A 26,847-nucleotide genomic window follows, 5' to 3' on the forward strand; every position below is an offset into this window, starting at 1 on the left:
AGGCCATGCCCGACACCCGCTACACTTTCCTCGACACGCCCATCGGCGCGCTGCTTCTCGCGGGCACGGACGAGCGCCTGCGGTACATCGGGTTTCCCACCGGCAAGGGCGCGGTGACACCCCAGGCGGACTGGCACCGGGACGACGCGGCCTTCGCCGAGGGCCGACGGCAATTGAGCGCCTATTTCCAAGGCCGACTCACCCGGTTCGACCTCGACCTCGATCCGCGCGGAACGCCGTTCCAGCTCGCGGTCTGGGAAGAACTCACCCGTATCCCACCGGGCGGGACGATCAGCTACGGCGAGTTGGCCAAGCGGATCGGCCGTCCGAGCGCCAGCCGGGCCGTGGGTGCCGCCAACGGCGCCAACCCGCTCCCCATCGTGGTTCCCTGCCATCGCATCATCGGCGCGGCGGGCAGCCTCACGGGGTTCGCCGGCGACCTCGACACGAAACAATGGCTGCTCGCGCTGGAGCGCGGGGCGACCTCTCGTGTCTCGGCGCAGCTCAGCCTGCTCTGAGCGCCTGTTCGGGGTGTTTGTCCAAAGCTTGACCTCATCCTGAGGTGCCGCGGAGCGGCCTCGAAGGAGGCCTCCAGAACTAACCGAGCGAACTGGAGGGCTCCTTCGAGGCCTCCGCTACGCTCCGGCACCTCAGGATGAGGAGGTCGGCTCGGATGATCGTGTCTGGCGGGTGATCGACTCTGAGTCCGGCGCGAAGCGGCGCTATGATCATTCTCCACATCCTCACCGCGACGACAAGCCGGCCTTGCCGCAGACACGCCCTGCGTGTTTCGAATTTTGGCGCATCCCGTTCCTGACGTATCCGCCTGCGCAGCAGTCCAACGACAGGGCCGAGCCGGAGGGATGAATGGCGGGACCGGACAATCGTCTAGGCGGGCTCGGCAAGGACGCGATGCGCCTGCTGCGCCCGATCTGGCCGCTCGTGGCCGCCTCCTCGGCGATCGGGGCGCTGAGCGGCCTCGCGACGGCGACGGTTCTGGCCAAGGTCAACACGGCCATCCATGCGGAGGGCGGTCTTTCCGAGAATTTCATTCCCGTCTTCCTCGGCCTCGTCCTCCTCGGCGTGGGCGGGTCCCTTCTCTCCGGGCTCGGCAGCGCCCTGGCGAGCGGGCGCATCAGCGCCGGCCTCAGCCGCGATCTCGCCGACATGATCCTCACGGCGCCCATCGACCGCATCGAGCAGATCGGCCGCCACAAGGTCCTCGCTTCGCTCAACACCGATGCCGCCACGTTGTCGACGACGGTCTCGATGCTGTCGGGACTGATCATCCAGAGCGGCGTCACCGCCGGCTGCCTCGTCTACATGCTCACCCTGTCAGCCCCGCTCTTCGCCATCACCCTGCTGATCTTCGGCCTCGGCAGCTATGTGGAGAACATCCTGCGCCGCCGGGCCATGGTCGGCTACCGCACGCGCCGCGCCCTGGCGGACACGATGCAGAAGCATTTCCAGAGCCTGACCGACGGCAGCAGGGAATTGCGGCTCAACCGGGAGCGCCGGATGCGGCTGAGGGACGGGGCCCTGGCCTCCTCCATCGAGGAGCTCCGCCGCAACGGGTTCAGGACCAACACGCTCGTCGAATTCTCCTACCTGACGAAGAAGCTGGCCCTGTTCGCCACGATCGCGGCCATCGTGACCTGCAAGGCGACATTCGGGATCGACAACGCCGTCCTCTCCGGCTTTGTCCTGGTGCTGCTCTATATCGAGCTGCCGGTCACCTACATCCTCGCCATCCTGCCCGAGATCGGCCGGGCGCGGATCGCCTACCAGCGCATCGCCGAATTCTCGGCCGGACGCACCGTCTCGGAGCCGAACCTGCTCGCATCGGTGGAAGCACGGACGCCCCATGCGATCAGTGAGATCGCGCTTCGCGGCGTCAGTCACGCTTTCCCGGCCGCCGAGGGCAGGCCGGGCTTCACCCTCGGCCCCATCGACCTCACCGTACGGCGGGGGGAGATCCTGTTCATCGTCGGCGAGAACGGCTCGGGCAAGACCACCCTCATCAAGCTGATCCTCGGCCTGTATCCGCCACAGACCGGCACCCTGTTCCTCGACGGAGCGCCGGTGACGGACGAGACGCGGGACGCATACCGCCAGCACTTCTCGGCGGTGTTCTTCGACTATTACCTATTCGACGATCTCGTCCTGCCCGCCGGGGCGGATCCGGCGGCGGCGGATGCCTATCTCAAGACCCTGGACCTCGCCCACAAGGTGACGATTCGGGACGGGGCCTTCTCCACCGTCGATCTCTCGGCCGGGCAGCGCAAGCGCCTGGCCCTGGTCCAAGCCTATCTCGAAGGACGGCCGGTCCTCGTCCTCGACGAGTGGGCGGCGGAGCAGGACCCCACCTTCCGCCGCCTGTTCTACACACGGCTCCTGCCGGACCTGAAGCGCGAGGGCCGGACCCTGATCGTCATCAGCCACGACGACCGCTACTTCGATGCGGCCGACCGGGTGATCCACCTTAAGGACGGCGCGATCGTGGAAGCCTCACCGCCGGCCTGAGCGGCGATTCGCCTATTTCGGCAGGGCGTAGATGTTCACGTCGAGCTTCTCGTCCGCCTTGTCGTTCAGGTCGGTGACGTATTCCTCGATGAACCGGTCCTGGACCACCACGTCCTTGGCGTCGAGATAGGCGGTGAGGGTCTCGTAGGTGCCGTCGATCTCGTCGTAGGAGCCCTTGTGCGGGAAGCGCAGGGCCTTGCCGCTGGGGGTCGTGCCGAAGCGCAGGCCGCCGGTCTCGGCGGGCTTCGGGTCCGGCATGGAGGCGATGGGGATCATCGCCTCGAACTGGAATCCGTCATCGTCGGTCTTGGCGAAGACCGCGAGCGGCCGGCCGGCGGGGGTGATCCCGTCCTTGGCCAGCGCCTCCTCGATCTTCGCGAAAGCCGCCTTCAGGGCCGGCACCGCCTCCTCCCAGCTCGCACGCCCCGCCAGGATCGCGGCGGGTTTGGGCGGCAGGGAGACCTCGTCCACGTCGTTGGCGTCGCCGGGGGTCTCCACCAGGGTCGGGCGCGAGGGGCCCGGCGTGAGCGCCGGCGCGGCGGGGAGCGCCTGGGTCGGCACCGGACGCGACGGCGCGTCGGGATTGACCGGATCGGGCGCCGTCGTGGTCGGCAGCGGAGAGGAGGTCGCGGGCGAGGGCGGCTGCTGCGCGAGCGCGGAGGAGACGGCCAAAGCGGCGGCGAGGCTGACGAGCGGCAATAGACGATGACGGGTCAAGGCAACGCTCCGGAGATCGCACGCCGCGACGAATCGTACGGCTGAATCGCGAAGCCCTAAAATAGGGAGGAAGCCGCCCGCCTGCGAGGCGCCAACCCGCATCGCGCGCAGGAACGTGACGGGCGCGTCCCTTGTGCAACGCTCCCCCGAGCGGACCCCGCGTGCGCGGCCCGGCGCTTTGTCCTATATGCGGGGGCCTCGCACACGGGATGCCCCGTTCGGACAACGAAACCAAAGACGCTCATGACGAGGCTCGAGAACCGTCGGTTCCTGAAGATGCACGGGGCGGGCAACGCCATCGTGGTGCTGGACCTGCGCGGCACGGAGCTGGTCGTGCGCGCCGAGGAGGCCCGCGCCATCGCCGGCCACCCGCGCTCCGGCTTCGACCAGCTCATGGTCATCCACGATCCGCGCAAGCCCGGCACGGATGCTTATCTGCGGATCTACAATACCGACGGGTCGGAATCCGGCGCTTGCGGCAACGGCACCCGTTGCGTCGCCTTCGCCATGCTCGACGACCCCGCCATGGCGCGCCCCGCCGAGAGCGGCCGCCTCACCCTGGAGACCAAGGCCGGGCTCGTCGGCGTGAAGCGCGAGGCGCAGGCCTCCTTCACCGTCGACATGGGCCGCCCCCGCCTGAAGTGGGACGAGATCCCGCTGGCCGAGCCGTTCCCCGACACGCGGCGGATCGAACTGCAGATCGGCCCCATCGACGCGCCCGTCCTGCATTCGCCGGGGGCGGTGAACATGGGCAACCCCCATGCGGTGTTCTTCATCGAAAGCGATCCCGACGGCTACGACCTCGGCCGCTTCGGCCCGATGCTGGAGAACCACCCGATCTTTCCCGAGCGCGCCAACATCTCCCTGGCGCAGGTGACGGGACCGGAGACGATCAAGCTCCGGGTCTGGGAGCGCGGCGCCGGGTTGACGCTGGCCTGTGGCACCGCTGCCTGCGCCACGCTGGTGGCGGCCTCGCGCCTGCGCATGATCGGCCGCCACGCCACGGTGAGCCTCCCCGGCGGCGACCTCGTCATCGAATGGCGCGCCGACGAACACGTGCTGATGACCGGCCCCGTGGCCCTCGAATGGGAGGGGTTCCTATCCCCCGAGCTCTTCGCGCGGGTGGACTGAGTGGCGGTGGAGACCCTGACCTTCGGCTGCCGCCTCAACACGGTGGAATCCGAGGTGATGCGCCGCTATGCCGAGGCGGCCGGGACGGGCGCGGACCTCGTCCTCGTCAATACCTGCGCCGTCACGACGGAGGCCGGACGCCAGGCCCGGAAGGCGATCCGCAAGCTCGCCCGTGAGCGGCCGGGGGTCGAGATCGTCGTCACCGGCTGCGGCGCTCAGGTAGAAACGGAATCCTATTCGGCGATGCCGGAAGTGGCGCGGATCGTCGGCAACGATGCCAAGACCAGGGCCGAGACCTGGCTGCCCGCCACCCATCCGAGGCCGCGCCTCGCCATCGACGACATCATGGCCGCGCGCGACGCCGCGCCGACGCGAATCGCCTCGGTGGCCGGCCATACCCGTGCCTTCGTGCCGGTGCAGAACGGCTGCGACCATCGCTGCACCTTCTGCATCATCCCCTTCGGCCGGGGGAATTCCCGCTCCGTCACGCTGGAGGATGCGATCGATCAGGTCCGCCGCATCGTCGACCATGGCGGGCGCGAGGTCGTGCTCACCGGCGTCGACCTCACCGCCTACGGCCGGGATTGTTCGGAGTCATCGAGCCTCGGCCGATTGGTCCAGGCGATCCTGCGCCACGTGCCGGACCTCGCGCGCCTGCGCCTGTCCTCCATCGATTCCATCGAGGCCGACGCGGCTCTGTGGGAGGCAATTGCCGGCGAGAACCGGCTGATGCCGCATTTCCACCTCTCGCTGCAGGCCGGCGACGACCTCATTCTCAAGCGCATGAAGCGCCGGCACGGCCGCGACGATGCGATCCGGTTCTGCGAGGCAGTGCGCCGTCTTCGCCCGGACGCCGTCTTCGGCGCCGACCTCATCGCCGGCTTTCCCACCGAGACCGAGGCGCAATTCACCCGCTCCCTCGATCTCGTGGCCGAATGCGGCCTCACGCATCTCCACGTGTTTCCCTATTCACCGCGCCCCGGCACGCCGGCCGCGCGCATGCCTCCCGTCGCCGGAGACGTGATCCGCGAGCGCGCGGCCCGTCTCCGCGAGGCGGGAGCGGCGGCGTTGACGGCGCATCTCGCGGGGGAGGTCGGCCGGAGGCACCAGGTACTCACCGAGCGTGGCGGAATGGGGCGTACGGAAGGGTTCACGCCGGTCCGGCTGGCAGCCGACACGCCTCCGGGCGAGCTTCGCGACGTGACGATCGCAGACCATGACGGCCGGGTGCTGATCGGGGCGGAGTGATCCGAGCGCAACGGCTCTACCGGCTTCACACATCCGCACTTGTCGGCAGAGCGCGTCCCTCTCCCCCTTGTGGGGAGAGGTTAGGAGTGGGGGTGGTTCCGCTTGCCTCCGCAAGCTGAGGGTCACCCAACCACCCCCACCTCCAACTCCTCCCCACAAGGGGAAGGAGGGACTCGCGCCTTACTCGTCGGCCTCGTACCCGCACATCTCCATCCGCTCCCGCATATGCCCCGGCGCAGGGGCCTCGACGGTGATGGGCGGCTTCTTGGGGTAGAGCGGCAGGGTCAGCGCGCGGGCGTGGAGCTGGAGCCCCGGCCCGCCCGAGCGGGGGGCGGTGCCGTAGATCGTGTCGCCCAGGATGGGCCAGCCCATGGCGGCGCAATGGACGCGCAGCTGGTGCGTGCGGCCGGTGACCGGGCTGAGGGCGAGCCAGGCGAGGCTCCGGTCCGGCGAGCGGCCGAGAACGCGCCATGTGGTCAGCGACGGGTCACCGGCCGGGTCCGTCTTCATCCACCACGAGCGCGGGTCGTCCGAGCGGCGGGCGAGGGGGAAGTCGATGCGGCCCTCGTCTTCGGCGGGATCGCCCTCGACGATGGCCCAGTAGGTCTTCCCCACCGTGCCGCTCGCGGCGAACAGCTTGTTGAGACGGGCCAGGGCCTTGGCGTGGCGACCGAGCGCCAGGCAGCCCGAGGTGTCGCGGTCGAGCCGATGGGCCGCCTCGGGCCGGCGCGGCAGGCCGAAGCGCAGGGCATCGAGATGGTCGGTCAGGGTCTCGCCGCCCTTCGGGCCGGGATGGACGGGCAGCCCTGCCGGCTTGTCGATGACGAGGACAAGGGCATCGCGGTAGAGGAGACGCGCGCCTATGTCTGTTATGCGGTGTTCCACTGGGGCATCGGCTGACGGCATCGCCCTGCGCTACTCATGCGGGGTCGAGGGAGCAAGTGGGAATGAGCGAAGACAAGAGGCCGGGCTGGTTGCTGCGGCGGATGTTCGGGAAGAAGGAGGAAGCGTGGCCGCCCGAGCCGGTGCCGGTGCAGCCGCCCGACCGCAAGCCCGAGCCGAAACCCGAAACAGCCATCGAGCCGGCATCGCCTCCCATCGCGTCCCCCGCCTCGGCATCGGAAGGCCAGCCCGATTTCGCCACGGGCGCGGACGATATCTCGGCGATCCCGCTGCCCCCCAGCGAGCCCGCAGCGACCGATCCCGACAAGAACGCGATCCCCGACGAGATCGAGGGGGCGGACCTGCAGCCCATCGCGGGCGCGGAGGAACGCCCGCCGGCCGGTACGGCGGGCGACGATCCGGCACGCGGCGCGGAGCAGGCCGACACCACGACGGTCGCCTTCGCGCCGGAGCCCGCCCCGGTCCCGGCCCCCACGCCCGAGCCGGTCTCCGACCCGGAACCGGTCGCCGAAAAGCGCGGCTGGTGGAGCCGTCTCACGGGGGGCATGAAGCGCACCTCCTCGGCCCTGTCCGAGCGGGTGACCGGCCTCTTCACCAAGCGCAAGCTCGACGCGGACACGCTGGAGGAGCTGGAAGACGCCCTGATCCAGGCCGATTTCGGCATCGACACCGCCATGCGGATCTCGGAGGCCGTGGGCAAGGGCCGCTACGAGAAGGGCATCTCCCCCGATGACGTCCGGGCCATCCTCGCCGCCGAGGTGGAGCGGGCGCTGACCCCCGTCGCCATTCCCCTCAGCATCGACACGACGAAGAAGCCGTTCGTGATCCTGATGATCGGGGTGAACGGGGCGGGCAAGACCACCACCATCGGCAAGCTCGCTCTGAAGCTCAAGGGGGAGGGGCACAGCCTGATGCTCGCGGCGGGCGACACGTTCCGCGCCGCAGCCATCGAGCAGCTCAAGGTCTGGGGTACGCGCACCGGGGTTCCGGTGGTGGCGGGGGCGCAAGGGGCGGATGCCGCCGGCCTCGCCTTCGAGGCCTTCCAGCGGGCCAGGACCGAGGGCACCGACGTGCTCCTGATCGACACCGCGGGCCGGCTCCAGAACAAGACCGGGCTGATGGCGGAGCTGGAGAAGATCCTGCGGGTCATCCGCAAGATCGACGCCGAGGCGCCCCATGCGGTGCTCCTCGTCCTCGATGCCACCGTGGGCCAAAACGCCCTGAGCCAGGTCGAGCTGTTCTCGAAGGCGGCCAACGTCACCGGCCTCGTCATGACCAAGCTCGATGGCACAGCGCGGGGCGGCATCCTCGTGGCGCTCGCCGCGAAGTTCGGCCTGCCGGTGCATTTCATCGGCGTCGGAGAAGGCGTCGAGGATCTCGAACCCTTCGCCGCACGCGACTTTGCGCGGGCCATCGCGGGGTTGGACAAGGACTAGATTCATGGACGGGCGCTCCGGCGACCTGCGCGAAAAGGGCTCGCGCTAGGAAAGCCGGGGCGACTGTCCTACATCCGGCGTCCCGCCCGGCGCCGCTCTGCGTCCGGGCGTGCCGAACCACGAGCCGCTCACGATATGACCCTGCCCATCGAATCCGTGCCGCCGCGCCGCCATCTCGATCCGGTGCCGAAGCTCGCCCTGGAAATGGGGCCGCTGGTGCTGTTCTTCCTGCTGAACTCGTTCGGCACGCGGTTCGGCTTGAGCGAGGACAGCAGCACCTTCCTGGCCATCGGGGTGTTCGTGGTGGCGACGGTGGTGGCCTTGGCCATCCATTTCGCGCTGCTGCGACGGCTGCCGATCATGCCGCTGGTCTCCGGCATCGTGGTGCTGGTCTTCGGCGGCATGGCGCTGGCGCTGCACGACAAGACGTTCTTCGTGATCAAGCCGACGATCGTGAACGCCCTGTTCGGCACCATCCTCCTCGGCGGCCTGCTGTTCGGGAAGTCCCTGCTGTCGGTGGTGCTCGACTCGGTCTTCGACCTGACCGATGAGGGCTGGCGCAAGCTCACCTTCCGCTGGGGATTGTTCTTCCTGGCGCTCGCCGCCATCAACGAGGTGGTCTGGCGGACGCAGACCTACGCCTTCTGGGCCAATTTCAAGGTGGTCGGCATCATGCCCCTGACCATCCTGTTTGCCCTGTCGCAGACCCCGCTCCTGATGCGCTACGATCGCAAAGCCGAGGCGAAACCCGACGTTTAGGAAAAGCCCGTCGACGGATCAGGGTTTCGCGGCGGACGTCTTCTCTGCCGCCCGGATCTTTTCGAGCACGGCGGCATAGTTCTCCGCCGTGACGATCCCGACGAGCTTGTCGCGGATCAGGCCGTCGGGGCCGATGATGAAGGTTTCCGGCACGCCGTAGACGCCGAAATCGATGCCGGTGCGGCCGGTGGAATCCATGCCCACCGCGCGGAACGGGACGCCGCTGCGCGACAGGAAGCGCCGGCCGTTCTCGGGGGCGTCCTTGTAGTCGATGCCGACGAGGTTCACGCCCGGCTCACGCGCCAGTCGCATCAGTTGCGGATGCTCGATCTGGCACGGGGCGCACCATGACGCCCAGAAATTGACCACCGTCACACGGCCCTTGAGGTCGGCGCTCGACAGGCCCGGAACAGCTTGGCCTTCCCCGCCGACGAGGTTGGGCAACGCCGGCAACGCGAAGGCCGGCACCGGCCGCCCGATCAGCGCCGAGGGAATCGCGGCCGGGTCGGCGCCGGACCGAAGGCGGATGAAGAAGACCAGGGCCAGCGCCGCGAAGATTACCAGCGGCGCGATGACGAGGAGCGACCGGCGCGCCGGCGCCGACGAGGATGCGGCGCTCACGGGCGCTCCCCCGCATCGCCTTGAAGGGCGGCGAGCGCATTTTTCTGCGCCCGCTGATCGCTCAGCGAGCGCCAGATCAGGGCGCCGATGACGAGGGCGGTGAAGGCGTAGGCGCCGAGGATGAAGCCGGCATGCGGCCCGAGGGAAGCCATCGCTCAGACTCCCCGGATCGCCTGGCCGAGGGGCCGGGCCGGACGCGGATCGGCATCCAGTCGCTCGGCCTCGCGGATGGTGAGCGCCCTGACCCGGCGGCGCAGGATCTCCGTGCGCATGGCGTAGAGATGCAGCGTGATCCCGAGCAGGGTGAAGGCGAGGATCATCTCGAGCAGCGGGTAGAGCATCGAGGGATCGATGCTGGAGCCGCCCATCCGCATGATCGAGGCCGGCTGATGCAGCGTCGACCACCAGTTCACCGAAAACTTGATGATCGGCAGGTTCACGGCGCCCACCAGCGTCAGGATCGCGATGGCGCGCGCCGCCCGGTTCGGGTCCTCGATGGTGCGCCAGAGGGCGATGATGCCGCAATAGATCAGGAACAGGATCAGCATCGAGGTCAGCCGCGCGTCCCAGACCCAGTAGGTGCCCCACATCGGCTTGCCCCAGAGCGAGCCGGTGACGAGGCAGATCAGGGTGAAGGCGGCCCCGATCGGCGCGGCGGCGCGCTGCGCCACATCCGCGAGGGGGTGGCGCCAGACCAGGGTGCCGATCGCCGAGAGTGCCATCGACCCGTAGAAGAACACGCCGAGCCAGGCCGCCGGCACGTGGATGTACATGATCCGCACGGTCTCGCCCTGCTGGTAATCGGGCGGGACCACGAACCAGGTGAGGTACAGGCCGATTGCGAGCAGCACGGCCGAGAGCCCCGCGAGCCAGGGCATCACGGGGCCGGTCCAGCGCAGGAAGTGACCGGGATGGGCAAGACGTGTCCACATGGTTCGTGGACCTAGCCCAAGGTGCGGTGCAGCATCAATGCGGGCGTTACGCGCAGTCCCAGCCGCGTCGATCATTTCTTCGCGCACGCCCTCGATCTCGTCTATCCAGACGCCGCCCATTTCACCCGCGCGTTCCGTGGCTGGACCGGCCTGCCGCCGACGGAACGGCGCCGTTTGGCGTTGGGATGGGAAACGCGGCCGTCGATGGGGCGTTGAGCCGGCGCCATGCTCGACAAAGCCCTCTACTACGCCCTGACCTTCTTGGAATCGCTTCTGTCCGTGGTCGGCATCCGTGCCACCTACGAGCAGCCGCGCTACGAGGTGGTCGAGCAATTGCCCCGCAACGTCGAGATCCGCCGCTACGAACCGCGTGTCGCGGTCGAGACCGACATGGCGGGACCGGGCGATGCCGAGGCGTTTCGCCGGCTGTTCCGGTACATCACCGGCGCCAATGGCGGAGCCGACCGCATCGCGATGACGGTGCCGGTGGAACAGGGCACCCTGATTGCCATGACCGTGCCGGTGGAGCAGGGCGGCGATCTGCGCGTCATGCGCTTCTTCCTGCCCGCCGCCATCGCGAAGGACGGTCCGCCGGTTCCAACCGACCCGGAGGTCCGAATCGCCCGGCTCCCCGCCGCGACCTACGCGGCGCTCCGCTTTTCCGGCACTCTCGACGCCAGGGCGCGCGAAAAACGTGAGGCGGTTCTCCGGCAGGTCCTGGCGAAGATTGCCCGCGAGACGACGGGGCCTTCGAGCGTGCTGAGCTACGATCCGCCCTTCGCGATCCCTTTCCTGCGGCGGAACGAGATCGTCATCCCGGTCGCCGAAGGGCGCTGATCATTCCGACCAGCGCAGGGCCGCCGCCGCCGCGAAGGTCCCGATCACCGCCGCGATCAGGCTGAGGGCCGACAGGATCAGCAAGGGCGTCGTGAAGGGCACCGTGCCGCCGGACGCCGCCTCGGTCGCGGAGACGCCGAAGATCAGCGTCGGGATCATCAGCGGCAACACCAGGACGGCGAGGATCAGGCCGCCCCGACGGATCGACGCGGTGAGCGCCGCACCGACCGCGCCGATGAAGGTCAGGGCCGGCGTGCCCACCAGCAGGGTGAGGGCGGTGGCGCCCATGGCGGTGCCGTCGAGGGCGACAAGCAGCCCGAAGAGCGGCGAAGCGAGAGTTAATGGCAGGCCGGTAGTGAGCCAATGGGCGATCACCTTGGCGAGCACCACCATCTCCATCGGAGCCGGAGCTCCGGTCATCAGGTCGAGGGAGCCGTCCTCCTCGTCGGCCTGGAACAGGCGGTCGAGGCCGATCAGGGTGGCGAGCACCGCCGCGAGCCAGAGGATGGCCGGACCGATCCGCGAGAGCAGGTTGAGGTCGGGTCCGAGCGCGAAGGGCACCAGGGCGACGATCATCAGGAAGAACACCAGCGACAAGGCGCCAGAGCCGCCGACACGGGCGGCGAGCTGCAGGTCGCGGGCGATGAGGGCGCGCATCACGCCGATCACCACCACACCTCCGAATCGGCCGCATTCGCGCCGGCCGAGGTGGGTGCCGGTTTCAACGCCTCGTCGATGCGCAATTCACGGGCATCCTCCAGACCGAGGGATTGGTGGGTGGCCGCCACGATGAGGCCGCCCTCGGCCCGGTGCCGCGCCATCAATCCGGCGAGCACGGCCTGTGACGCGGTGTCGAGGGCCGCCGTCGGCTCGTCGAGCAGCCAGAGCGGACGCCGGCAGACGAGAAGCCGGGCGAGGGCGACGCGGCGGCGCTGGCCGGCGGAGAGGTAGGCCACCGGCAGGCGCAGGGCATGGCCGAGACCGAGTTCGTTCAGCGCTTCGGCCGGGCTCGCGGTGGGGGCGCCGAGGAGGTCGCGGGCGAAGGTCAGGTTCTCCTCCGCCGTCAGCGGGCTCTTCAGCCCGTCGCGATGGCCGACCACGTGAAGACATTCGGCCAGCGTCGCCTCACCGACTTCGGCGACGGCGATGGTGCCGGCATCCGGCTTCAACCGGCCGGCGAGCAGGCTGAGCAGGGTGGATTTTCCCGCGCCGTTGCGCCCCGTCACCATCAAGGCCTCGCCGGGTCCGAGCGCGAAGGACAGACCCGAGAAGATGCGGCGGCCGGAGCGGCGGGCGGCGAGGTTCGTAGCGGTCAGCCGCACGGGGATCCCTGTTGTCGAGGTCGATACCGAATGCCCCCTCCCTTCTGCGGGCTACGGCATCCACGCATTTCGGGAAGAGCGCGGCCCTCCTCCCCCTTGTGGGGAGGAGTTGGAGGTGGGGGTGGTCGGGCGACCCTCAGCTTACGGAGGCTGGCGGAGCCACCCCCACTCCTAACCTCTCCCCACAAGGGGGAGAGGGACGCGCTCTGCCTTCAAAGAGCAGAGGGGTAAACTCAGTAGCCTCAGCGGGAGAGGGTCGAAGAACGAGGACTGCATAACCCGCATGTGCCCCACCGTCCACGCGAGGCCCGACACTCCTGCACTCGTGTCACAGCAGGGCGTAGCGGCCAGTTTCGAAGTGTTCTATACGGGGCCCAGGCTGCGCCGCGCGAGTCCCGAGCGTCCAAATCGCTCGTCGCGCAACATCCTGTCCGGGCACCCCCGGAGCGGCGCGCGCTTTTTTTAGAAGCGCTCCAGCCGAACACGACTTCGTGGCGCAGGTCATGCCTGCGCGTGTTCGACAACCGCTCGTGAGGAAGAAACAAGCCGTGGCATCACTCGACAGCTTTCACTCCCGCCAGACCCTCACCGTCGGCGATAAATCCTACACCTACTACTCGATCCCCCATGCCGAGCAGGCCGGCCTCGCCGATGCGACGGCTCTGCCCTTCTCGATGAAGGTCATCCTCGAGAACCTGTTGCGGTTCGAGGACGACCGCTCGGTGAAGAAGGACGACATCTCCGCCACCGTCGCGTGGCTCGGCAACCTCGGCAAGGTCGAGACCGAGATCGCGTTCCGTCCCTCGCGCGTGCTGATGCAGGACTTCACCGGCGTGCCCGCCGTGGTGGATCTCGCCGCGATGCGCGACGCCATGGTCGCTCTCGGCGGCGACCCCCAGAAGATCAACCCGCTGGTCCCGGTCGATCTCGTGATCGACCACTCGGTCATCGTCGACGAGTTCGGCACCCCGAAGGCCCTGGCCGACAACGTGGCGCTGGAATACGAGCGCAACGGCGAGCGCTACACCTTCCTGAAATGGGGCCAGTCGGCCTTCGACAACTTCTCCGTCGTCCCCCCCGGCACCGGCATCTGCCACCAAGTGAACCTCGAGTTCCTGTCGCAGACGGTGTGGACCAAGACCGAAGACGGTACCGAGCTCGCCTATCCCGACAGCCTCGTCGGCACCGATTCGCACACCACCATGGTCAACGGTCTGGCCGTGCTCGGCTGGGGCGTGGGTGGCATCGAGGCCGAGGCCGCCATGCTCGGCCAGCCGCTCTCCATGCTGATCCCGGAAGTCGTCGGCTTCAAACTGTCGGGCAAGCTGCCCGAGGGCACCACCGCCACCGACCTCGTGCTCACCGTGACGCAGATGCTGCGCAAGAAGGGCGTGGTCGGCAAGTTCGTGGAATTCTACGGCCCCGGCCTCGACGACATGGCGGTGGCCGACCGCGCCACGATCTCCAACATGGCCCCCGAATACGGCGCCACCTGCGGCTTCTTCCCCATCGACCAGAAGACCATCGACTTCCTCAAGGTGACCGGCCGCGCCGACGACCGGATCGCCCTCGTGGAGGCCTATGCCAAGGCCCAGGGCATGTGGCGCGACGCGCAGACCCCCGACCCCGTCTTCACCGATTCCCTCTCCCTCGACATGGGTGACGTGCGTCCGTCCCTGGCCGGCCCCAAGCGGCCGCAGGACCGGGTGCTGCTGGACGGCGCAAAGCCGGGCTTCGCCCAGTCCATGGAAACGGAGTTCAAGAAGGCCGCCGACATCGCCAAGCGCTACCCCGTCGACGGCGCGAATTACGATATCGGCCATGGCGACGTGGTGATCGCCGCGATCACGAGCTGCACCAACACCTCGAACCCGAGCGTGATGATCGGCGCGGGGCTGCTGGCCCGCAACGCCGTCGCCAAGGGCCTGCGTTCCAAGCCCTGGGTGAAGACCTCCCTGGCGCCGGGCTCCCAGGTGGTCGCCGAGTATCTCGAGAGCGCGGGCCTGCAGGCTCCCCTCGACGCCCTCGGCTTCAACCTCGTCGGCTTCGGCTGCACCACCTGCATCGGCAATTCCGGCCCGCTGCCGGCGCCGATCTCGAAGGCGATCAACGACAACGACGTGGTCGCGGCGGCCGTGCTCTCCGGCAACCGCAACTTCGAAGGCCGTGTGAACCCCGACGTGCGCGCCAACTACCTGGCCTCGCCGCCGCTGGTGGTGGCCTACGCGCTCGCCGGCTCGATGCAGATCGACATCACCACCGAGCCGCTGGGCATTGGCTCCGATGGCCAGCCGGTCTATCTCGCCGACATCTGGCCCTCCACGGCGGAGGTCGCCGAATTCATCGAGGCCAACATCACCTCGACGCTGTTCAAGTCGCGCTACGCCGACGTGTTCAGCGGCGACCATTACTGGAAGGCCGTGGAGGTCACCGAGGCCGAGACCTTCAAGTGGGATTCGACCTCCACCTACGTGCAGAACCCGCCCTATTTCGAGGGCATGACCAAGACGCCGGCGCCGATCACCGACATCGTCGAGGCCCGCATCCTCGGCCTGTTCCAGGATTCCATCACCACCGACCACATCTCTCCGGCGGGCAACATCCGGGCGGCCTCGCCGGCCGGCACCTACCTGCAGGAGCATCAGGTCCGGGTGCAGGACTTCAACCAGTACGGCACCCGCCGCGGCAACCATCAGGTCATGATGCGCGGCACCTTCGCCAACATCCGCATCAAGAACCAGATGGTCCGGGACGAGAACGGCAATGTGGTCGAGGGCGGCTGGACCCTGTTCCAGCCCTCCGGCGAGCGGATGTACATCTACGACGCCGCCCAGAAATACGCCGAATCGGGCACGCCGCTCGTGGTCTTCGCCGGCAAGGAATACGGCACCGGCTCGTCGCGCGATTGGGCGGCCAAGGGCACCAAGCTCCTCGGCGTCCGCGCCGTCGTGGCGGAGAGCTTCGAGCGCATCCACCGCTCGAACCTCGTGGGCATGGGTATCGTGCCGCTGGTGTTCCAGGGGGACACGTCCTGGGCATCGCTCGGCCTGAAGGGTGACGAGACCGTCAGCCTTCTCGGCCTCTCGGGCGACATCAAGCCGCGTCAGACCATGATCGCCGAGATCACCTCCGCCGACGGCACCAAGACAGAGGTGCCGCTCACCTGCCGGATCGATACGCTCGACGAGCTGGAATATTTCCGCAACGGCGGGATTCTTCCCTACGTCCTGCGCTCGCTGGCGGCGTAAGGCCACGATGCGAGGAAGGCCCTTCCCGGTCAGGGGAGGGCCTTTCGTCCTAGAAATTCTACCGGAATCTGAGCCGGCTTCGTAATTCTCGGAAGCACCGTCAGATGGCGGTCGTTTCGGCCGTCCGATGGCGGTTGCGGGCGGCTCGAATTACGGTCCGCGCGGGTCCTGGGATGCGGCCTGCGCCACGTCCCCATTGGTGAATTCCCGCCACAGCAGCACCAGAGCCGCCATCACCGCCGGGCCGAGGAAAAGCCCGAGCAGGCCGAATGTCTCGACCCCGCCGAGGATGCCGAGCAACACCCAGAGGAAGGGCAGGCGGGTGGTGCCGCCGATCAGGACCGGCCTGACGAAATGGTCGGCGACGAAGGTCACGACGAAGCCCGCCGCCGCCACCACCACCGCCGGGATCACCGCCCCGCCAGCGAGAAGAATCAGCGCGGCGATGCCGAAGACCAGCGGCGCCCCGAAGGGGATCATCGCCGCCACCGCCGTCAGCGCGCCGAGCAGGACCGGATGCGGCACGCCCGCAAAATAGTAAACGATTCCAAGGATTACGCCTTCGCCGAGGCCGACCAGGACGAGCCCATCGACGGTGCCGTGGACGGAGGCCACCATCTGGCGCGCCACCCGCTCGCCACGCGGGCCGAACAGGCGGCCACTCGCCGTCAGCGACTGCTTGATGACAGTCCGCCCGTCGCGAAACAGGAAAAACAACGTCAGCAGGGTGAAGCCGAATAGCACAACCCGGCGAACCACTTGAGCCCCGAGGCTCTTGGTCAGGCCGATCGTGGTCGAGTTGTCGAGCTTGTGCAGGATCTCGGAGCCGGCGGACGGGTGGCTGAGATTCTCGTTCCACCAGGCACCGGCCCTGGCCGCGCCGTAGGGCAGATGGGACAGGAATTCGGGGGCTGGAATCCCGCTCTGCTCCACCGACTTCACCCAGGCCATCGCATCATGAGCTTCCCGCGCCGCCTGGACGCCGAGGATCACCAGGGGCGCCAGGAAGACCAGCGCCACAGCCAGGGTGAACAGGCTCGGCAGCAGGATGTTGTGCCCCCCGGGCGGCCACCGCCGCTCGGCCTTCGCGTAGAGCGGCCAGAGCGCGATGGCGAGGATCACGGCCCAGGCCAAGGCCGGAAGGAACGGGTGGAGCACCCACAGGCCGAGGGCGGACAGCGCCAGGACCAGGGCGATACGCGCGCCTCCTTGGGCGCGGCTGCGATGGTCCGCCGGCGGGCCCGCTGCATCGACGGGGAAAAAGGGCACTTCCATTCTCGCTACCTCTGACGGCCCTGCGGAGCATATCCGGCGCCGCACCTCGCTGAGGAAGCAATGGGCGCACAACCCGCTGGGCGTGCGCTCGCATGTAGGTCAGCGGACGGGAGGACGGAATGGTCGGGCTTGATGTGTCACCGCACGAAGGCGCGAGCGCGGCCAAGGTTGCCCGCCACCACCCCCTCGTGTAAGGGACCGCCTTCGATCGGAAGCGGCGCGACGCCGCTTCGGGGGCATGCTGCGCGACCCGGGGGGCGCCGGGCTCACGCGCCAGCCTCGGACCGGCCGCGCCCGCCATGGGATCCGACACCGGATCCGCCACGGCGCGCCATAGAGAAGAAAACGGCGAGAACGCATGTCTGACCAGCCGACCACCGCTACGTTCGACCGCGTCGCGGACATCATCGCCGACACCGCCGACATCCCGCGCGACACCATCTCGCCCGAGAGTCACGCCATTGAGGATCTTGGCATCGATTCACTCGCTTTCCTCGACATCGCCTTCGCGGTGGACAAAGCCTTCGGCATCAAGCTGCCGCTGGAGCGTTGGACCCAGGAAGTCAACGAGGGCAAGGTGCCGGCCGAGGAGTATTTCGTGCTCAAGAACCTCTGCGCCCGCATCGACGCCCTGGTGGCCGAGAAGGCCGCCAAGGCTTGAAGGGCGAGCCCGGCCGGGCTGACCTATTGAGAGTCCAGCGGAGCCTCTAGTCCCCAGCGGAGCCTTTGACGCCATGCGCCTCGAATATTTCGAGATGATCGACACGGTGACGAGTCTCGACAAGGCCGCCGGCCGGATCGAGGCGCTAGCTCACGTGCCGATGGAGAGCCCGGTCTTCGAGGGTCACTTTCCCGGTCATCCCCTGGTGCCCGGGGTACTCCTCACGGAGACCATGGCCCAGGCCTCGGGATACCTGCTCCTCGCCCATCTCGACTTCGTGCAGATGCCGTTCCTAATGGCGGTCGACAAGGCGAGGTTCCGCTCCTTCGTCGGCCCTGGGGCGACGCTCGTCGTGCAGGCGAGTCTGGAGCATGACGGCTCAGGCTACGCGGTGACCAAGGCTTCCATCAGCCACGAGGGCAAACCTCTGGCCGATGCAGAGTTGCGCTTCCGGACGATGCCGTTTCCCGAAGGGCTCGATGCTCCCATGCGCGAGCGCGCCCAGCGGATCGGCCTGATGGATCGCGCCATAGCATCGGGGGCGCCCCCCGGCGGGGCGGTTCCGGCATGAGCAAGACCAGCATGAGTCAGCGCGACGTCGTCGTCACCGGTATCGGCCTCGTCTCCTGTGCCGGCGAAGGGATCGCCGCCCACCTCGAAGCCTTTGCGGCGGGTAGCCCGAAGGCCGTGGATACGGAGCGCTTCGCGCCATATCCCGTCCATCCGGCCCCGCCACTCTTGCTCGATGGACAGATCCCCAAGAAATCCGACCAGCGGCAGATGGAGGCGTGGCAGCGCCTGGGCGTCTACGCGGCCGGGCTTGCCCTCGACTCGGCTGGAGTGAAACAGGACGCCGCCTTCAAGGCAGCGATGCATCTCGTCGTCGCCTGCGGCGGTGGCGAGCGTGATACGGCGGTGGACGGTGCGATCCTGACCGGCCTGCGCGACGCGGCCGACCCGGGCGCCTATCTCAACGAGCACCTTCAGAACGATCTGCGCCCGACCCTCTTCCTGGCACAACTCTCGAACCTGCTCGCCGGCAACATCGCCATCGTCCATGGCGTCACGGGCGCCTCACGCACGTTCATGGGCGAGGAGGCTTCGGGCGTCGACGCATTGCGCAATGCCCAGAGCCGCATCGCTTCGGGCCAGATCGACACGATGCTGGTGGGCGGTTCCTACAGCGCGGAACGTCCCGACGTTCTCGTCGTCCACGAGATGGGCGGATACCTGCGGAAGGGCGATTACCGGCCGGTTTTCGAGCGCGAGGGTGAAGGCGAGGCCGGCTTCATTTTGGGAAGTACCGCCGCCTTCCTCATGCTGGAAGCCGCCGAGACCGCAGCGGCGCGCGAGGCGACGATCTTCGCCCGCCTGCTCCCAGTAAAAAGCGATCGCCCCCGGCGCGAGGCCGGCAGCGTAGGGCGTAGCCTCTCCACCTTGTGGGGCGAGGCCGCTTCCAAGCCGGATCTGGTGATCTCGGGCGCCACCGGCGTCAAGGAGATCACCGCCGAGGAGCGTGCTGCCCTCGACGTACTCGTACCCGGAACCCCCGTCACAGCCCTCGGGGACCTGACCGGCCATTCGCTCGAAGTTACGGCGCCGCTGGGGGCAGCGCTCGCCGCAGCACTCATCTCGGAAGGAAGGGCGCGCGAGATCACGATCACCACCGTCGGCCATCGCCGTGGTGAAGGCGTGATCCGGTTAAGCGCGCTGTCGTGACCGGCAGGGATACGGCTGTCAGCAATCAGAAATTCCGCTAAGACCGATGCAACCGTGATCGATCGGCCCGAATGTTCGGGGCGGAGCATCTTCAAGGCCGTTCGGTCGGAACGATAGCAAGACGGCGCTATGACGAACTCCTCTCCCCGCGATTCACGAAGCTTCCGAGACAGCCATGGCCGGCCATTGGTCGCAGTGACGGGCCTCGGCATCGTCACGTCCCTCGGGCAGGGACAGGCCGACAATTGGGCTGCGCTCACCGCCGGCCGGTCCGGCATCCACAGCATCGCCCGTTTTTCCACCGATGGCCTGCGCACCCGTATCGCCGGGACGGTGGATTTCCTCGACACCGACCCACTCGTGGCGCCCGCATTGTCGCAGCGCTTCGCCGAGGAAGCGGCCGAGGAAGCGATCACCCAGTCCGGCATTGGTGCGAAGGGTGATTTCCCCGGCGCGCTGTTCATCGCCGTACCGCCTGTGGAAATGGAATGGCCCCAGCGCCAGTCCCTGGCACAGGCGTCCGGCCAGAACGGCGACATCACCTATTCCGACCTCCAGCGGGCGGCATCGAGCGGACAGTTCGACGCCTGGCACGATCTCTTCATCTTCGCTACCGTTGCCGACAACATTGCCGACCGGTTCGGCACCAAGGGTTCGCCGATCTCGCTGTCCACCGCCTGTTCCTCTGGCGCCACCGCGATCCAGCTTGGCGTCGAGGCGATCCGGCGGGGCGAGATGCAGGCGGCTCTCTGCATCGGCACTGACGGTTCGGTGAACCCGGAATCACTGATCCGCTTCTCGCTGCTCTCCGCGCTCTCGACCCAAAACGATCCACCGGAGGGGGCGTCGAAGCCTTTCTCGAAGAATCGCGACGGTTTCGTCATGGGGGAGGGGGCCGCTGCCCTTGTCCTGGAGAATGCCGAATCCGCACGGGCGCGGGGTGCGACGATCCTCGGCTACGTCCTCGGCTGCGGCGAGAAGGGCGACGGCTTCCACCGCACCCGGTCGAGCCCAGACGGTGCGCCTGGCATCGCCGCCATTCGCGCTGCCCTGGACGATGCCGGCACCGAGCCGGATTCCATCGACACGATCAATGCACACGGCACGTCAACGCCGGAGAACGACAAGATGGAGGCATTGGGCTGCGCAGCCGTGTTCGGTGAGCGGATCCGCACCCTGCCGATTTCGTCGAACAAGTCGATGATCGGCCATACGCTGACCGCCGCGGGGGCAATCGAGGCGGTGATCTCGCTCCTCACCATCGCCCATGGCCGCATCCCGCCGACGATCAACTATGCGCTCCCGGACCCGGCCCTGTCCCTCGACGTGGTAACCACGGCCCGCGACGCCCGGGTCAGCCGCGTTCTGTCCAATTCCTTCGGCTTTGGCGGGCAGAACACCTGCCTCGTCCTTGGGGACGAGCCCGTATGACGACGGAAACCACTCGGCGCGTTCTCGTCACCGGGGGGGCCTCCGGGCTCGGCTCGGCCATCGTGCGGGCACTGGTATCTGCCGGCTACGACGTCGCCTTCACCTATCGCTCCTCGGGCGATGCGGCGGAGCGCCTCATGGCCGAACTCAGTCAGACCCATCCCGGACGGTCGATTACCGTCCACCCTCTCGACCTCGCCGATCGCGATGCCCTGGAGGCTTTCTGCGAGGCCCAGGAAGGGGAAGCGTTCTACGGCCTCGTACATAATGCGGGCCAATCCTACGACGTGTTGGCCGCGATGATGGCGCAAGACAAGGCCGAAGCGGCGATGCAGGTTAACTTCTGGTCGCTGACCCGCATCGCGAAGGCACTGGTGCGCGGCATGATCCGAGGACGTTCCGGCCGCATCGTCGCTATTGGTTCGGTGGCAGCTCTACAGGCCAATCCAGGCAATGCTGCCTATGCGGCGACGAAAGGTGCGCTGAGCTCCTATTGCAGGACGTTGGCGATCGAATCAGCCAAGCGCGGGGTGACGGTCAACGTCATTGCGCCGGGCTTCATCGATACCGAGATGATGGCGCCCTATGCCGCGCATCGTGACGGCATGGAGAAACAGATTCCCTCAGGACGCTTCGCCAAGCCGGAGGAAGTAGCGGCGCTCGTGGCCTTCCTTATGGGAGATGCCGCAGCCTACATCACCGGCGCGGTTCTGCCGGTCGATGGCGGGCTGACGGCGATGATGGGTGTTCACCGGACCTGAGGCGGATGATCCTATGCGCTTCCGCCTCATCCTCGCGCTGGCTCTGAAAGCGGTTCCCGCCTTCGCCGAGACCGGCGCTTTCCGCGTCGACGGGCTTCCGCGCGGTGACGGGTTGAGCATCCGCGAGACCCCGGACGCCTCGGCGCCCGTGCTTGGCCAAGCGCCGGAAGGGGCGCGCCTGCGCGGCTTCGGCTGTACCAACGAGACGCCGAGCGGCCTCACATGGTGCCGGGTCAAGGCTGGCCCGATCCTTGGCTGGGCGCGGCGGCGCTACCTTGCGCCGGATTGAGCCGGGACGGCTTTCAGTCGATAAGGCCGCCTATCCATTCCAATCCCTCTTCCCCGAGGTGCGGAGTTATTGCGGAGGCCTCCAAGGAGGGCTCCAGATGGCACATGAGCCCTGGAGCCCCCCTTCGAGGCCTGCTGATGCGGGCGCCTCAGGACGAGGTGGTGCGAAGGAGGCTCGGGGTCCGAAGCGCCTGACGAGAGACGAGACCGATGCAAGCCCTCCAACTCTTCGGTGACCGTGACCTTCGCCTCGGCGAGGTCGATCCGCCTGCCGCTCCCGGCCCGGGCGAGGTTCAGATCCGCGTGCGCGCCGTGGGCTTGAACTTCATCGATGTCTGGGGCTTTCGCGGCATGGCCTTCGCCAAGCGCAAGATGCCTCTGACGGTGGGGGCCGAAGCCTCGGGCGAGATCGTCTGCGTCGGCGAGGGCGTGACGGATCTCCGCGAGGGCGACCGCGTGGTGATGTACGGCGCGCAGACCTGCGGCCGCTGCAAGGCCTGCCGGGAAGGTCGCGACAACCTGTGTGAGGACGTCTCCGGCGTCATGGGCTTCCATATCGACGGGTTCGCGCGCGAGCGCGTCACCATGCAGGCCCGTCTCGTGGTAAAGGTGCCCGATGGGGTAAGCTTCACCGATGCAGCCTGTGCGCCGATCGCCTTCGGCACCGTTCAGCACATGCTGTTCGACAATGCCAAGCTCGAACCCGGCGAGAGCATCCTCGTCCATGCCGGTGGCTCGGGCATCGGCACCGCCGCGATCAAGATGGCCAAGGCTATCGGCTGCACCGTGTTCACGACGGTAGGCGACGACAGGAAAGGCGAGATGGCAAAAGCCCTCGGCGCCGATCACGTGATCAATTATCAGAACGAACGCTTCGAGGGTGAGGTTCGCCGCCTGACTAAGCGAAAGGGCGTCGATGTGGTGTTCGAGCATGTCGGTCCTGACACTTGGAACGGCTCGCTCCTTTGCCTCAAGCGAGGCGGCCGCCTCGTCACCTGCGGCTCCACCTCCGGCGTCTCCACCACTATGAACCTGATGCAGTTGTTCCAGCAGCAGTACCGCATCACCGGCTCCTTCGGGTGCTCCATGGCCAACATCCGCCAGTCCCTGGCGAAGATGGCGGACGGGATCACGCCGGTGGTGGACACGGTCCTCCCCCTCGGGGACTTTTCACAGGGGCTGGAACGCCTGGAATCGCGTAAGGTGTTCGGTAAGATCCTGGTGGCGATCGACTGACCTATCGTTGGGGCAAGCATGACTCGCATTCACCTCAGGCTGCCACTTCTCCAAAAAATGTTCTACACGAGCATGATAGCCACTTCCGGATAGTCTCGTGCTGCGTCTTGCCCTCGTCCTGAACCGCCATCTGCCCCGGATGGCGGGGATTGCCATGATTCCGCTGGTCCGCTGCCTGTTCTGGTTAGCGCGGATGCTGGGGACCGAGCGGGCGAGCCGGACTGGCGGGGCGATTGCGCGAAGGGTGGGGCCGATCCTGCCGGCGAACCGTATCGCATTGGCGAATCTGCGTGCTGCTTACCCCGAGAAGGATGAGGCCGCGATCAGGGCGCTCGCGACCCAAGCTTGGGACAATCTCGGCCGGACGGGGGCAGAATACGCCCATCTCGCCACCCTGTTCGATATCGACCCCGACGATCCGGCGAGTCAGCGGATGACCGTTGCCGGCGCCGAACATTTCGAGGCCTTGCGCGACGACGGCAAGCCGGGTCTCATCTTCGCTGCCCACCTCGCAAATTGGGAATTGCCAGCGATCTGCGCCGCTCGCTACGGGCTTGAGGCTACGGCGATCTTTCGCCCCCCCAACGACATCGCCTCAGCCCGCCTCGTCGCCGAGGTGCGCCGCGAGACCATGGGCGGGTTGGCGGCAGCGGGGCAAGGCGCCGTATTTTCGATGCAGGGCGTCGTGGAACGCGGCGGCCATCTCGGCCAGCTCATCGATCAGCATTTCACCCGCGGTGTGGTGGTGGAGTTCTTCGGCCGACCCGTTCTGGTGAACCCTTTGCTCGCCAAGCTCGCCAAGCATTACGAATGCCCCGTTCACGGGGTCCGCGTGGTGCGCAAGGACAATGCCCGCTTTCATCTAGAACTCACCCCACCCCTCGATCTGCCCCGTGATGCCAAAGGCGAGATCGACGTCCAGGGCGCGATGCAGGCGATGACCCGCGTGGTCGAGCAATGGGTCCGGGACAATCCCGGCCAGTGGCTCTGGATGCACAGGCGCTGGCGCCCGAACATGCTGCCAAAACCCAAGGTTGCCCCGCCGACACAGTCGGACTCATCCACGGCCCATCGAGACAACGTGTCTTCCGTTCCAGGCTGAGGCGCTGTCACATAGGTATATGGGCCGATCCGCTTCACGCATGCGCCGCTCCGCGCCAAGCCTCCTCGCGCTGACCATTGTCCTGACGCACATGGTGGGTCCGGCTCGCGCCGAGCCGCCCCGCGCGGTGATCGAACTCTTCACCAGCCAAGGTTGCGGCGCCTGCCAGCAGGCCTCCCGGATGATGGGAGAGTACGCTCAGCAGCCCGACGTCATCGCCCTGACAATGCCGGTCACCTACTGGGACTATCTCGGCTGGAAGGACGAGTTCGCGATTCCGGCGTTCACCGAGCGCCAGCGCGCCTATGCTCTCAGCCACGGTGAGCGCCAACTCTTTACGCCCCAGGCCATCATCAACGGCGAGCCGTCCCCGGTCCGGTCGGACCGGGCATTCCTGGACCGCAGCCTTCGTGCGGCACGACAATCGAGCGGCCTCATCGTATCGGTGAAGGCAACGGACCAGGGGAACCGTATCGCCATCGATATCGGCGCCGGACGCGGCACCGGCGAGCTCTGGCTGCTGCCAATCCTGCGCAGGCACCGGACAGCCGTCGCGCACGGCGAGAACAAGGGGCAGGTGGTGGATTACGTCAACGTGGTGCGCGGGATGCATCGGGTCGGAGCCTGGACGGGCCAAGCCACGCATTTCGAACTCCCGCGCACCCTCGTTCGCTCGGGCAATGCCGACGGTTACGTGGTCGTACTCCAGAGCGGGACGCTGGCCCATCCCGCTCGGATTCTCGGTGCCACGAAGGGTCCCGGCTTCTGAGCCACGGCCACTTCCCGCCTTCGGTGCCTCAGCCGATCCATTCCCCCGCGCGCATCACCGGTACCGCGCGCCCTTCGGCAGTAAGTCCGTCGACATCAATGTCGGCAGAGCCGATCATCCAGTCGATATGGATCAGGCTACGGTTTGCGCCACGTGCCGCGACGTCGTCCTCACTGAAGCCTTCTCCACCATTGAGGAAACATTTGCTGTACGCCTGCCCCAGAGCAATGTGGCTTGCGGCGTTCTCGTCGTACAGGGTGTTGTAAAACAGCAGTCCGGATGCCGAAATGGCGGACGAGGCCGGCACCAGGGCGACCTCGCCGAGACGGCGGGAACCCTCGTCCGTGTCGAGCACCCGCGCGAGGACGTCGCTTCCCGTACGAGCCGTCGCCTCGACGATACGCCCCTCTTCAAACCGAACCCGGATACCGTCGATCAACGTGCCCTGGTAAGACAGGGGCTTGGTGCTTGCCACATAGCCGTCCACCCGCAACTTGTGCGGCGTGGTGAACACCTCCTCGGTGGGAATGTTGGCATTACACAAGATGCCGCTGCGCGAGACGGATGCACCGCCGCACCATTCGTGATCGTCAGCGAGGCCGACGGTGAGGTCGGTATCCGGCCCTTGAAACCGCACAGCCGCGAAGCGATGCTGATTGAGGATTTTGGTGCGGGCGTGGAGAGCATCGTTATGCGCCTTCCACTGGCCCACCGGATCGTCTCCGTCGACCCGGGACGCGGCGAAAATCGCGTCCCACAGGCGTGTCAGCGCCTCGTCCTCCGGGCAATCCGGGAAGACGGTCCGCGCCCACGGGCGGGTCGCCGCCGAGACGATCGTCCAGTTGGTGGCGAAGTTGGCGATAAGCTCGAGGGCCGGCACATAGGCCTTCGAGCGCGAGCGATTGGCGCGGGCGACCTTCTGCGAATCCTGGCCGGCCAGCAAGGATGGATCATCTCCGGCGATCGCCAGCCTCGCGGCCCCGTTGCGGAAGGCTTCGGCCATACCGCCGTAAAGCCAGCCCGCCGCAGTATCGAACGCGTCGTCAGGCGCGTGAGCGAAACGAGCCAGGGTTGCGGCATCGTCGGAATAAAAGGTTGTCACCAGGGACGCGCCGGCCTTGTAGGCTTCGGTGGTAATCGCGCGGGCGAGGGGCGCGGCTTCGAGCGGCGCGGTCATCACCAATTCCTGGCCATGCTTCAGCCCGAGCCCAATTCGGACCGCCACCTCGGCGAGGCGGCCGATCCGCTCGTCGAAGGGGAGGGCGATCGTGTCAGCCCCAGTGCTCGTCGTCATCACCCTGTCTCCTCAGCCCCACCCCGCATAGGCTGCGGGGACGACGCTCAGCAAGATCGGAATTCGTGGCGGGGTTTCAAGCGCGGGGCGGTCAGGCCGCGCGCGACCAGGTGATTTCGCCGAGATTCTCGCGGAAGGCAAAACGCATGAGGTGGTCGGCCACCACGTTTTCGAGACGGGTCAGACCGGCCGGGTCGGGGGTCGCCACACGCATCAGCAGGGCATCGGCTTCTGCCTGGAACGTGCAAATGCGATCCTCGCCGAACGGCACCGTACCGGCCGCATCCGTGGCCTCTACGGGGAACTTATGACTCCAATGGCGGCAAAGCTGCTTCAGGTAGCGGCTTGCCTCGGCAGTAGGAACTCTCGCCTGCGAGGTCGGCATCGTCTGGTCTCCTTCGGTCCCTGTAATTCAAGAGCACAGCCGGCAAATGGTTGTCGCCAGGCTGGGCAGGCCGTCATTGAGGGTACGATCCGCCTCTCATGAAGGGGCCTATATCGTTAACGCCTCCATAAGACGCTGCAGTGCACTCAAGCAGCACTCTCACCGCGACAACGATTTAAATCGGAATTCAAACCCGGTTTATGGCGCGTCGCGAGACGGATTGTGATCCTTTCTTGTGCGTCGCACAAT

27 protein-coding genes are annotated in these 26,847 nt (G+C 67.4%); 17 read left to right on the top strand and 10 right to left on the bottom strand.

Annotation, left to right across the window (positions count from 1 at the left end; translation table 11 throughout):
- The first annotated feature begins 5 nt into the window (after window positions 1–5).
- Both ASF26_RS06745 and ASF26_RS06750 read left to right on the top strand, forming a co-directional pair.
- Window positions 6–518 (top strand): methylated-DNA--[protein]-cysteine S-methyltransferase, encoded by a 513-nt coding sequence (locus ASF26_RS06745; RefSeq protein WP_056251218.1) that lies wholly within the window; start codon window positions 6–8, stop codon window positions 516–518.
- A gap of 349 nt (window positions 519–867) precedes the next feature.
- Complete coding sequence (locus ASF26_RS06750; RefSeq protein ID WP_056251220.1) at window positions 868–2,523, top strand: cyclic peptide export ABC transporter; 1,656 nt, start codon at window positions 868–870, stop codon at window positions 2,521–2,523.
- 12 nt (window positions 2,524–2,535) lie between these two features.
- Here the strand turns inward: ASF26_RS06750 and ASF26_RS06755 are convergent, their stop codons facing one another.
- Complete coding sequence (locus tag ASF26_RS06755) at window positions 2,536–3,222, bottom strand: GyrI-like domain-containing protein (protein WP_082477545.1); 687 nt, start codon at window positions 3,220–3,222, stop codon at window positions 2,536–2,538.
- Window positions 3,223–3,483: 261 nt separating this feature from the next.
- Here ASF26_RS06755 and dapF point away from each other — a divergent pair, with 261 nt between their 5' ends.
- Together dapF and mtaB are read left to right on the top strand one after the other, a co-directional pair.
- Window positions 3,484–4,371 carry a diaminopimelate epimerase gene (gene dapF / locus ASF26_RS06760; RefSeq protein WP_056251226.1) on the top strand — a complete coding sequence of 296 codons (888 nt, stop codon included), beginning with the start codon at window positions 3,484–3,486 and terminating at the stop codon, window positions 4,369–4,371.
- Window positions 4,372–5,619, top strand: coding sequence for a tRNA (N(6)-L-threonylcarbamoyladenosine(37)-C(2))-methylthiotransferase MtaB (gene mtaB, locus ASF26_RS06765; RefSeq protein WP_056251229.1), 1,248 nt, complete (start codon window positions 4,372–4,374; stop codon window positions 5,617–5,619).
- Window positions 5,620–5,799: 180 nt separating this feature from the next.
- Here mtaB and ASF26_RS06770 read toward each other — a convergent pair whose 3' ends face one another.
- Window positions 5,800–6,525: an RluA family pseudouridine synthase gene (locus ASF26_RS06770; RefSeq protein ID WP_056251233.1), complete on the bottom strand. Its 726-nt coding sequence runs from the start codon at window positions 6,523–6,525 to the stop codon at window positions 5,800–5,802.
- Window positions 6,526–6,566: 41 nt separating this feature from the next.
- Between ASF26_RS06770 and ftsY the strand changes: the two genes are divergently transcribed.
- On the top strand, window positions 6,567–7,958 hold the full coding sequence (gene ftsY, locus ASF26_RS06775) for a signal recognition particle-docking protein FtsY (RefSeq protein ID WP_056251237.1): 1,392 nt from the start codon (window positions 6,567–6,569) through the stop codon (window positions 7,956–7,958).
- A 141-nt stretch (window positions 7,959–8,099) separates the two neighbouring features.
- A complete protein-coding gene (locus ASF26_RS06780; RefSeq protein ID WP_056251398.1) occupies window positions 8,100–8,717 on the top strand; it encodes a septation protein A in 618 nt (205 codons plus the stop codon).
- An 18-nt stretch (window positions 8,718–8,735) separates the two neighbouring features.
- Here ASF26_RS06780 and ASF26_RS06785 read toward each other — a convergent pair whose 3' ends face one another.
- The 3 genes from ASF26_RS06785 to ASF26_RS06795 are packed head-to-tail and all read right to left on the bottom strand — an operon-like array spanning window position 8,736 to window position 10,270.
- Window positions 8,736–9,338 carry a DsbE family thiol:disulfide interchange protein gene (locus ASF26_RS06785; RefSeq protein ID WP_056251240.1) on the bottom strand — a complete coding sequence of 201 codons (603 nt, stop codon included), beginning with the start codon at window positions 9,336–9,338 and terminating at the stop codon, window positions 8,736–8,738.
- Complete coding sequence (gene ccmD / locus ASF26_RS06790) at window positions 9,335–9,490, bottom strand: heme exporter protein CcmD (protein WP_056251243.1); 156 nt, start codon at window positions 9,488–9,490, stop codon at window positions 9,335–9,337. The genes ASF26_RS06785 and ccmD overlap by 4 nt, the downstream gene beginning before the upstream one ends.
- Before the next feature lie 3 nt (window positions 9,491–9,493).
- Entirely contained in the window at window positions 9,494–10,270 is a 777-nt protein-coding gene (locus tag ASF26_RS06795) for a heme ABC transporter permease (RefSeq protein WP_018044167.1), read from the bottom strand.
- 225 nt (window positions 10,271–10,495) lie between these two features.
- Between ASF26_RS06795 and ASF26_RS06800 the strand changes: the two genes are divergently transcribed.
- A complete protein-coding gene (locus ASF26_RS06800) occupies window positions 10,496–11,107 on the top strand; it encodes a heme-binding protein (protein WP_056251247.1) in 612 nt (203 codons plus the stop codon).
- On the opposite strand, the gene ccmB is transcribed toward ASF26_RS06800, so the two are convergent.
- Window positions 11,108–11,764: a heme exporter protein CcmB gene (ccmB, locus tag ASF26_RS06805; RefSeq protein ID WP_056251403.1), complete on the bottom strand. Its 657-nt coding sequence runs from the start codon at window positions 11,762–11,764 to the stop codon at window positions 11,108–11,110.
- Window positions 11,765–11,772: 8 nt separating this feature from the next.
- A complete protein-coding gene (gene ccmA, locus ASF26_RS06810) occupies window positions 11,773–12,429 on the bottom strand; it encodes a heme ABC exporter ATP-binding protein CcmA (protein WP_056251251.1) in 657 nt (218 codons plus the stop codon).
- 548 nt (window positions 12,430–12,977) lie between these two features.
- Here ccmA and acnA point away from each other — a divergent pair.
- Entirely contained in the window at window positions 12,978–15,677 is a 2,700-nt protein-coding gene (gene acnA, locus ASF26_RS06815) for an aconitate hydratase AcnA (RefSeq protein ID WP_056251252.1), read from the top strand.
- A 150-nt stretch (window positions 15,678–15,827) separates the two neighbouring features.
- Here acnA and ASF26_RS06820 read toward each other — a convergent pair whose 3' ends face one another.
- Window positions 15,828–16,952 (bottom strand): AI-2E family transporter, encoded by a 1,125-nt coding sequence (locus ASF26_RS06820; RefSeq protein ID WP_056251256.1) that lies wholly within the window; start codon window positions 16,950–16,952, stop codon window positions 15,828–15,830.
- Between the two features lie 358 nt (window positions 16,953–17,310).
- Between ASF26_RS06820 and ASF26_RS06825 the strand changes: the two genes are divergently transcribed.
- The 9 genes from ASF26_RS06825 (at window position 17,311) to ASF26_RS06865 (ending at window position 24,919) form a co-directional block, all read left to right on the top strand.
- On the top strand, window positions 17,311–17,613 hold the full coding sequence (locus tag ASF26_RS06825) for an acyl carrier protein (protein ID WP_018044158.1): 303 nt from the start codon (window positions 17,311–17,313) through the stop codon (window positions 17,611–17,613).
- A 73-nt stretch (window positions 17,614–17,686) separates the two neighbouring features.
- Entirely contained in the window at window positions 17,687–18,184 is a 498-nt protein-coding gene (locus tag ASF26_RS06830; RefSeq protein ID WP_056251258.1) for a 3-hydroxyacyl-ACP dehydratase FabZ family protein, read from the top strand.
- Complete coding sequence (locus tag ASF26_RS06835) at window positions 18,181–19,332, top strand: beta-ketoacyl-ACP synthase (RefSeq protein ID WP_056251262.1); 1,152 nt, start codon at window positions 18,181–18,183, stop codon at window positions 19,330–19,332. The genes ASF26_RS06830 and ASF26_RS06835 overlap by 4 nt, the downstream gene beginning before the upstream one ends.
- A 129-nt stretch (window positions 19,333–19,461) precedes the next feature.
- A complete protein-coding gene (locus ASF26_RS06840; protein ID WP_056251265.1) occupies window positions 19,462–20,763 on the top strand; it encodes a beta-ketoacyl-ACP synthase in 1,302 nt (433 codons plus the stop codon).
- On the top strand, window positions 20,760–21,524 hold the full coding sequence (locus tag ASF26_RS06845; protein ID WP_056251268.1) for an SDR family oxidoreductase: 765 nt from the start codon (window positions 20,760–20,762) through the stop codon (window positions 21,522–21,524). Before ASF26_RS06840 ends, ASF26_RS06845 begins: the two co-directional genes overlap by 4 nt.
- A 13-nt stretch (window positions 21,525–21,537) precedes the next feature.
- Window positions 21,538–21,813, top strand: coding sequence for an SH3 domain-containing protein (locus ASF26_RS06850; RefSeq protein WP_056251272.1), 276 nt, complete (start codon window positions 21,538–21,540; stop codon window positions 21,811–21,813).
- Window positions 21,814–22,022: 209 nt separating this feature from the next.
- Window positions 22,023–23,048, top strand: a complete 1,026-nt coding sequence (locus ASF26_RS06855) for a zinc-binding dehydrogenase (protein WP_056251277.1) — start codon at window positions 22,023–22,025, stop codon at window positions 23,046–23,048.
- Between the two features lie 97 nt (window positions 23,049–23,145).
- Window positions 23,146–24,150, top strand: coding sequence for a lipid A biosynthesis lauroyl acyltransferase (locus ASF26_RS06860; protein ID WP_056251280.1), 1,005 nt, complete (start codon window positions 23,146–23,148; stop codon window positions 24,148–24,150).
- Window positions 24,151–24,190: 40 nt separating this feature from the next.
- Window positions 24,191–24,919 (top strand): DUF1223 domain-containing protein, encoded by a 729-nt coding sequence (locus tag ASF26_RS06865; protein WP_056251283.1) that lies wholly within the window; start codon window positions 24,191–24,193, stop codon window positions 24,917–24,919.
- Window positions 24,920–24,947: 28 nt separating this feature from the next.
- On the opposite strand, the gene ASF26_RS06870 is transcribed toward ASF26_RS06865, so the two are convergent.
- Entirely contained in the window at window positions 24,948–26,213 is a 1,266-nt protein-coding gene (locus ASF26_RS06870; RefSeq protein WP_056251288.1) for an aminopeptidase, read from the bottom strand.
- Between the two features lie 91 nt (window positions 26,214–26,304).
- A complete protein-coding gene (locus tag ASF26_RS06875; RefSeq protein WP_026175995.1) occupies window positions 26,305–26,598 on the bottom strand; it encodes a DUF2218 domain-containing protein in 294 nt (97 codons plus the stop codon).
- Window positions 26,599–26,847: the final 249 nt, after the last annotated feature.

Origin of the sequence: Methylobacterium sp. Leaf93, assembly GCF_001422345.1 — a bacterium.
Classification (GTDB): domain Bacteria; phylum Pseudomonadota; class Alphaproteobacteria; order Rhizobiales; family Beijerinckiaceae; genus Methylobacterium; species Methylobacterium bullatum.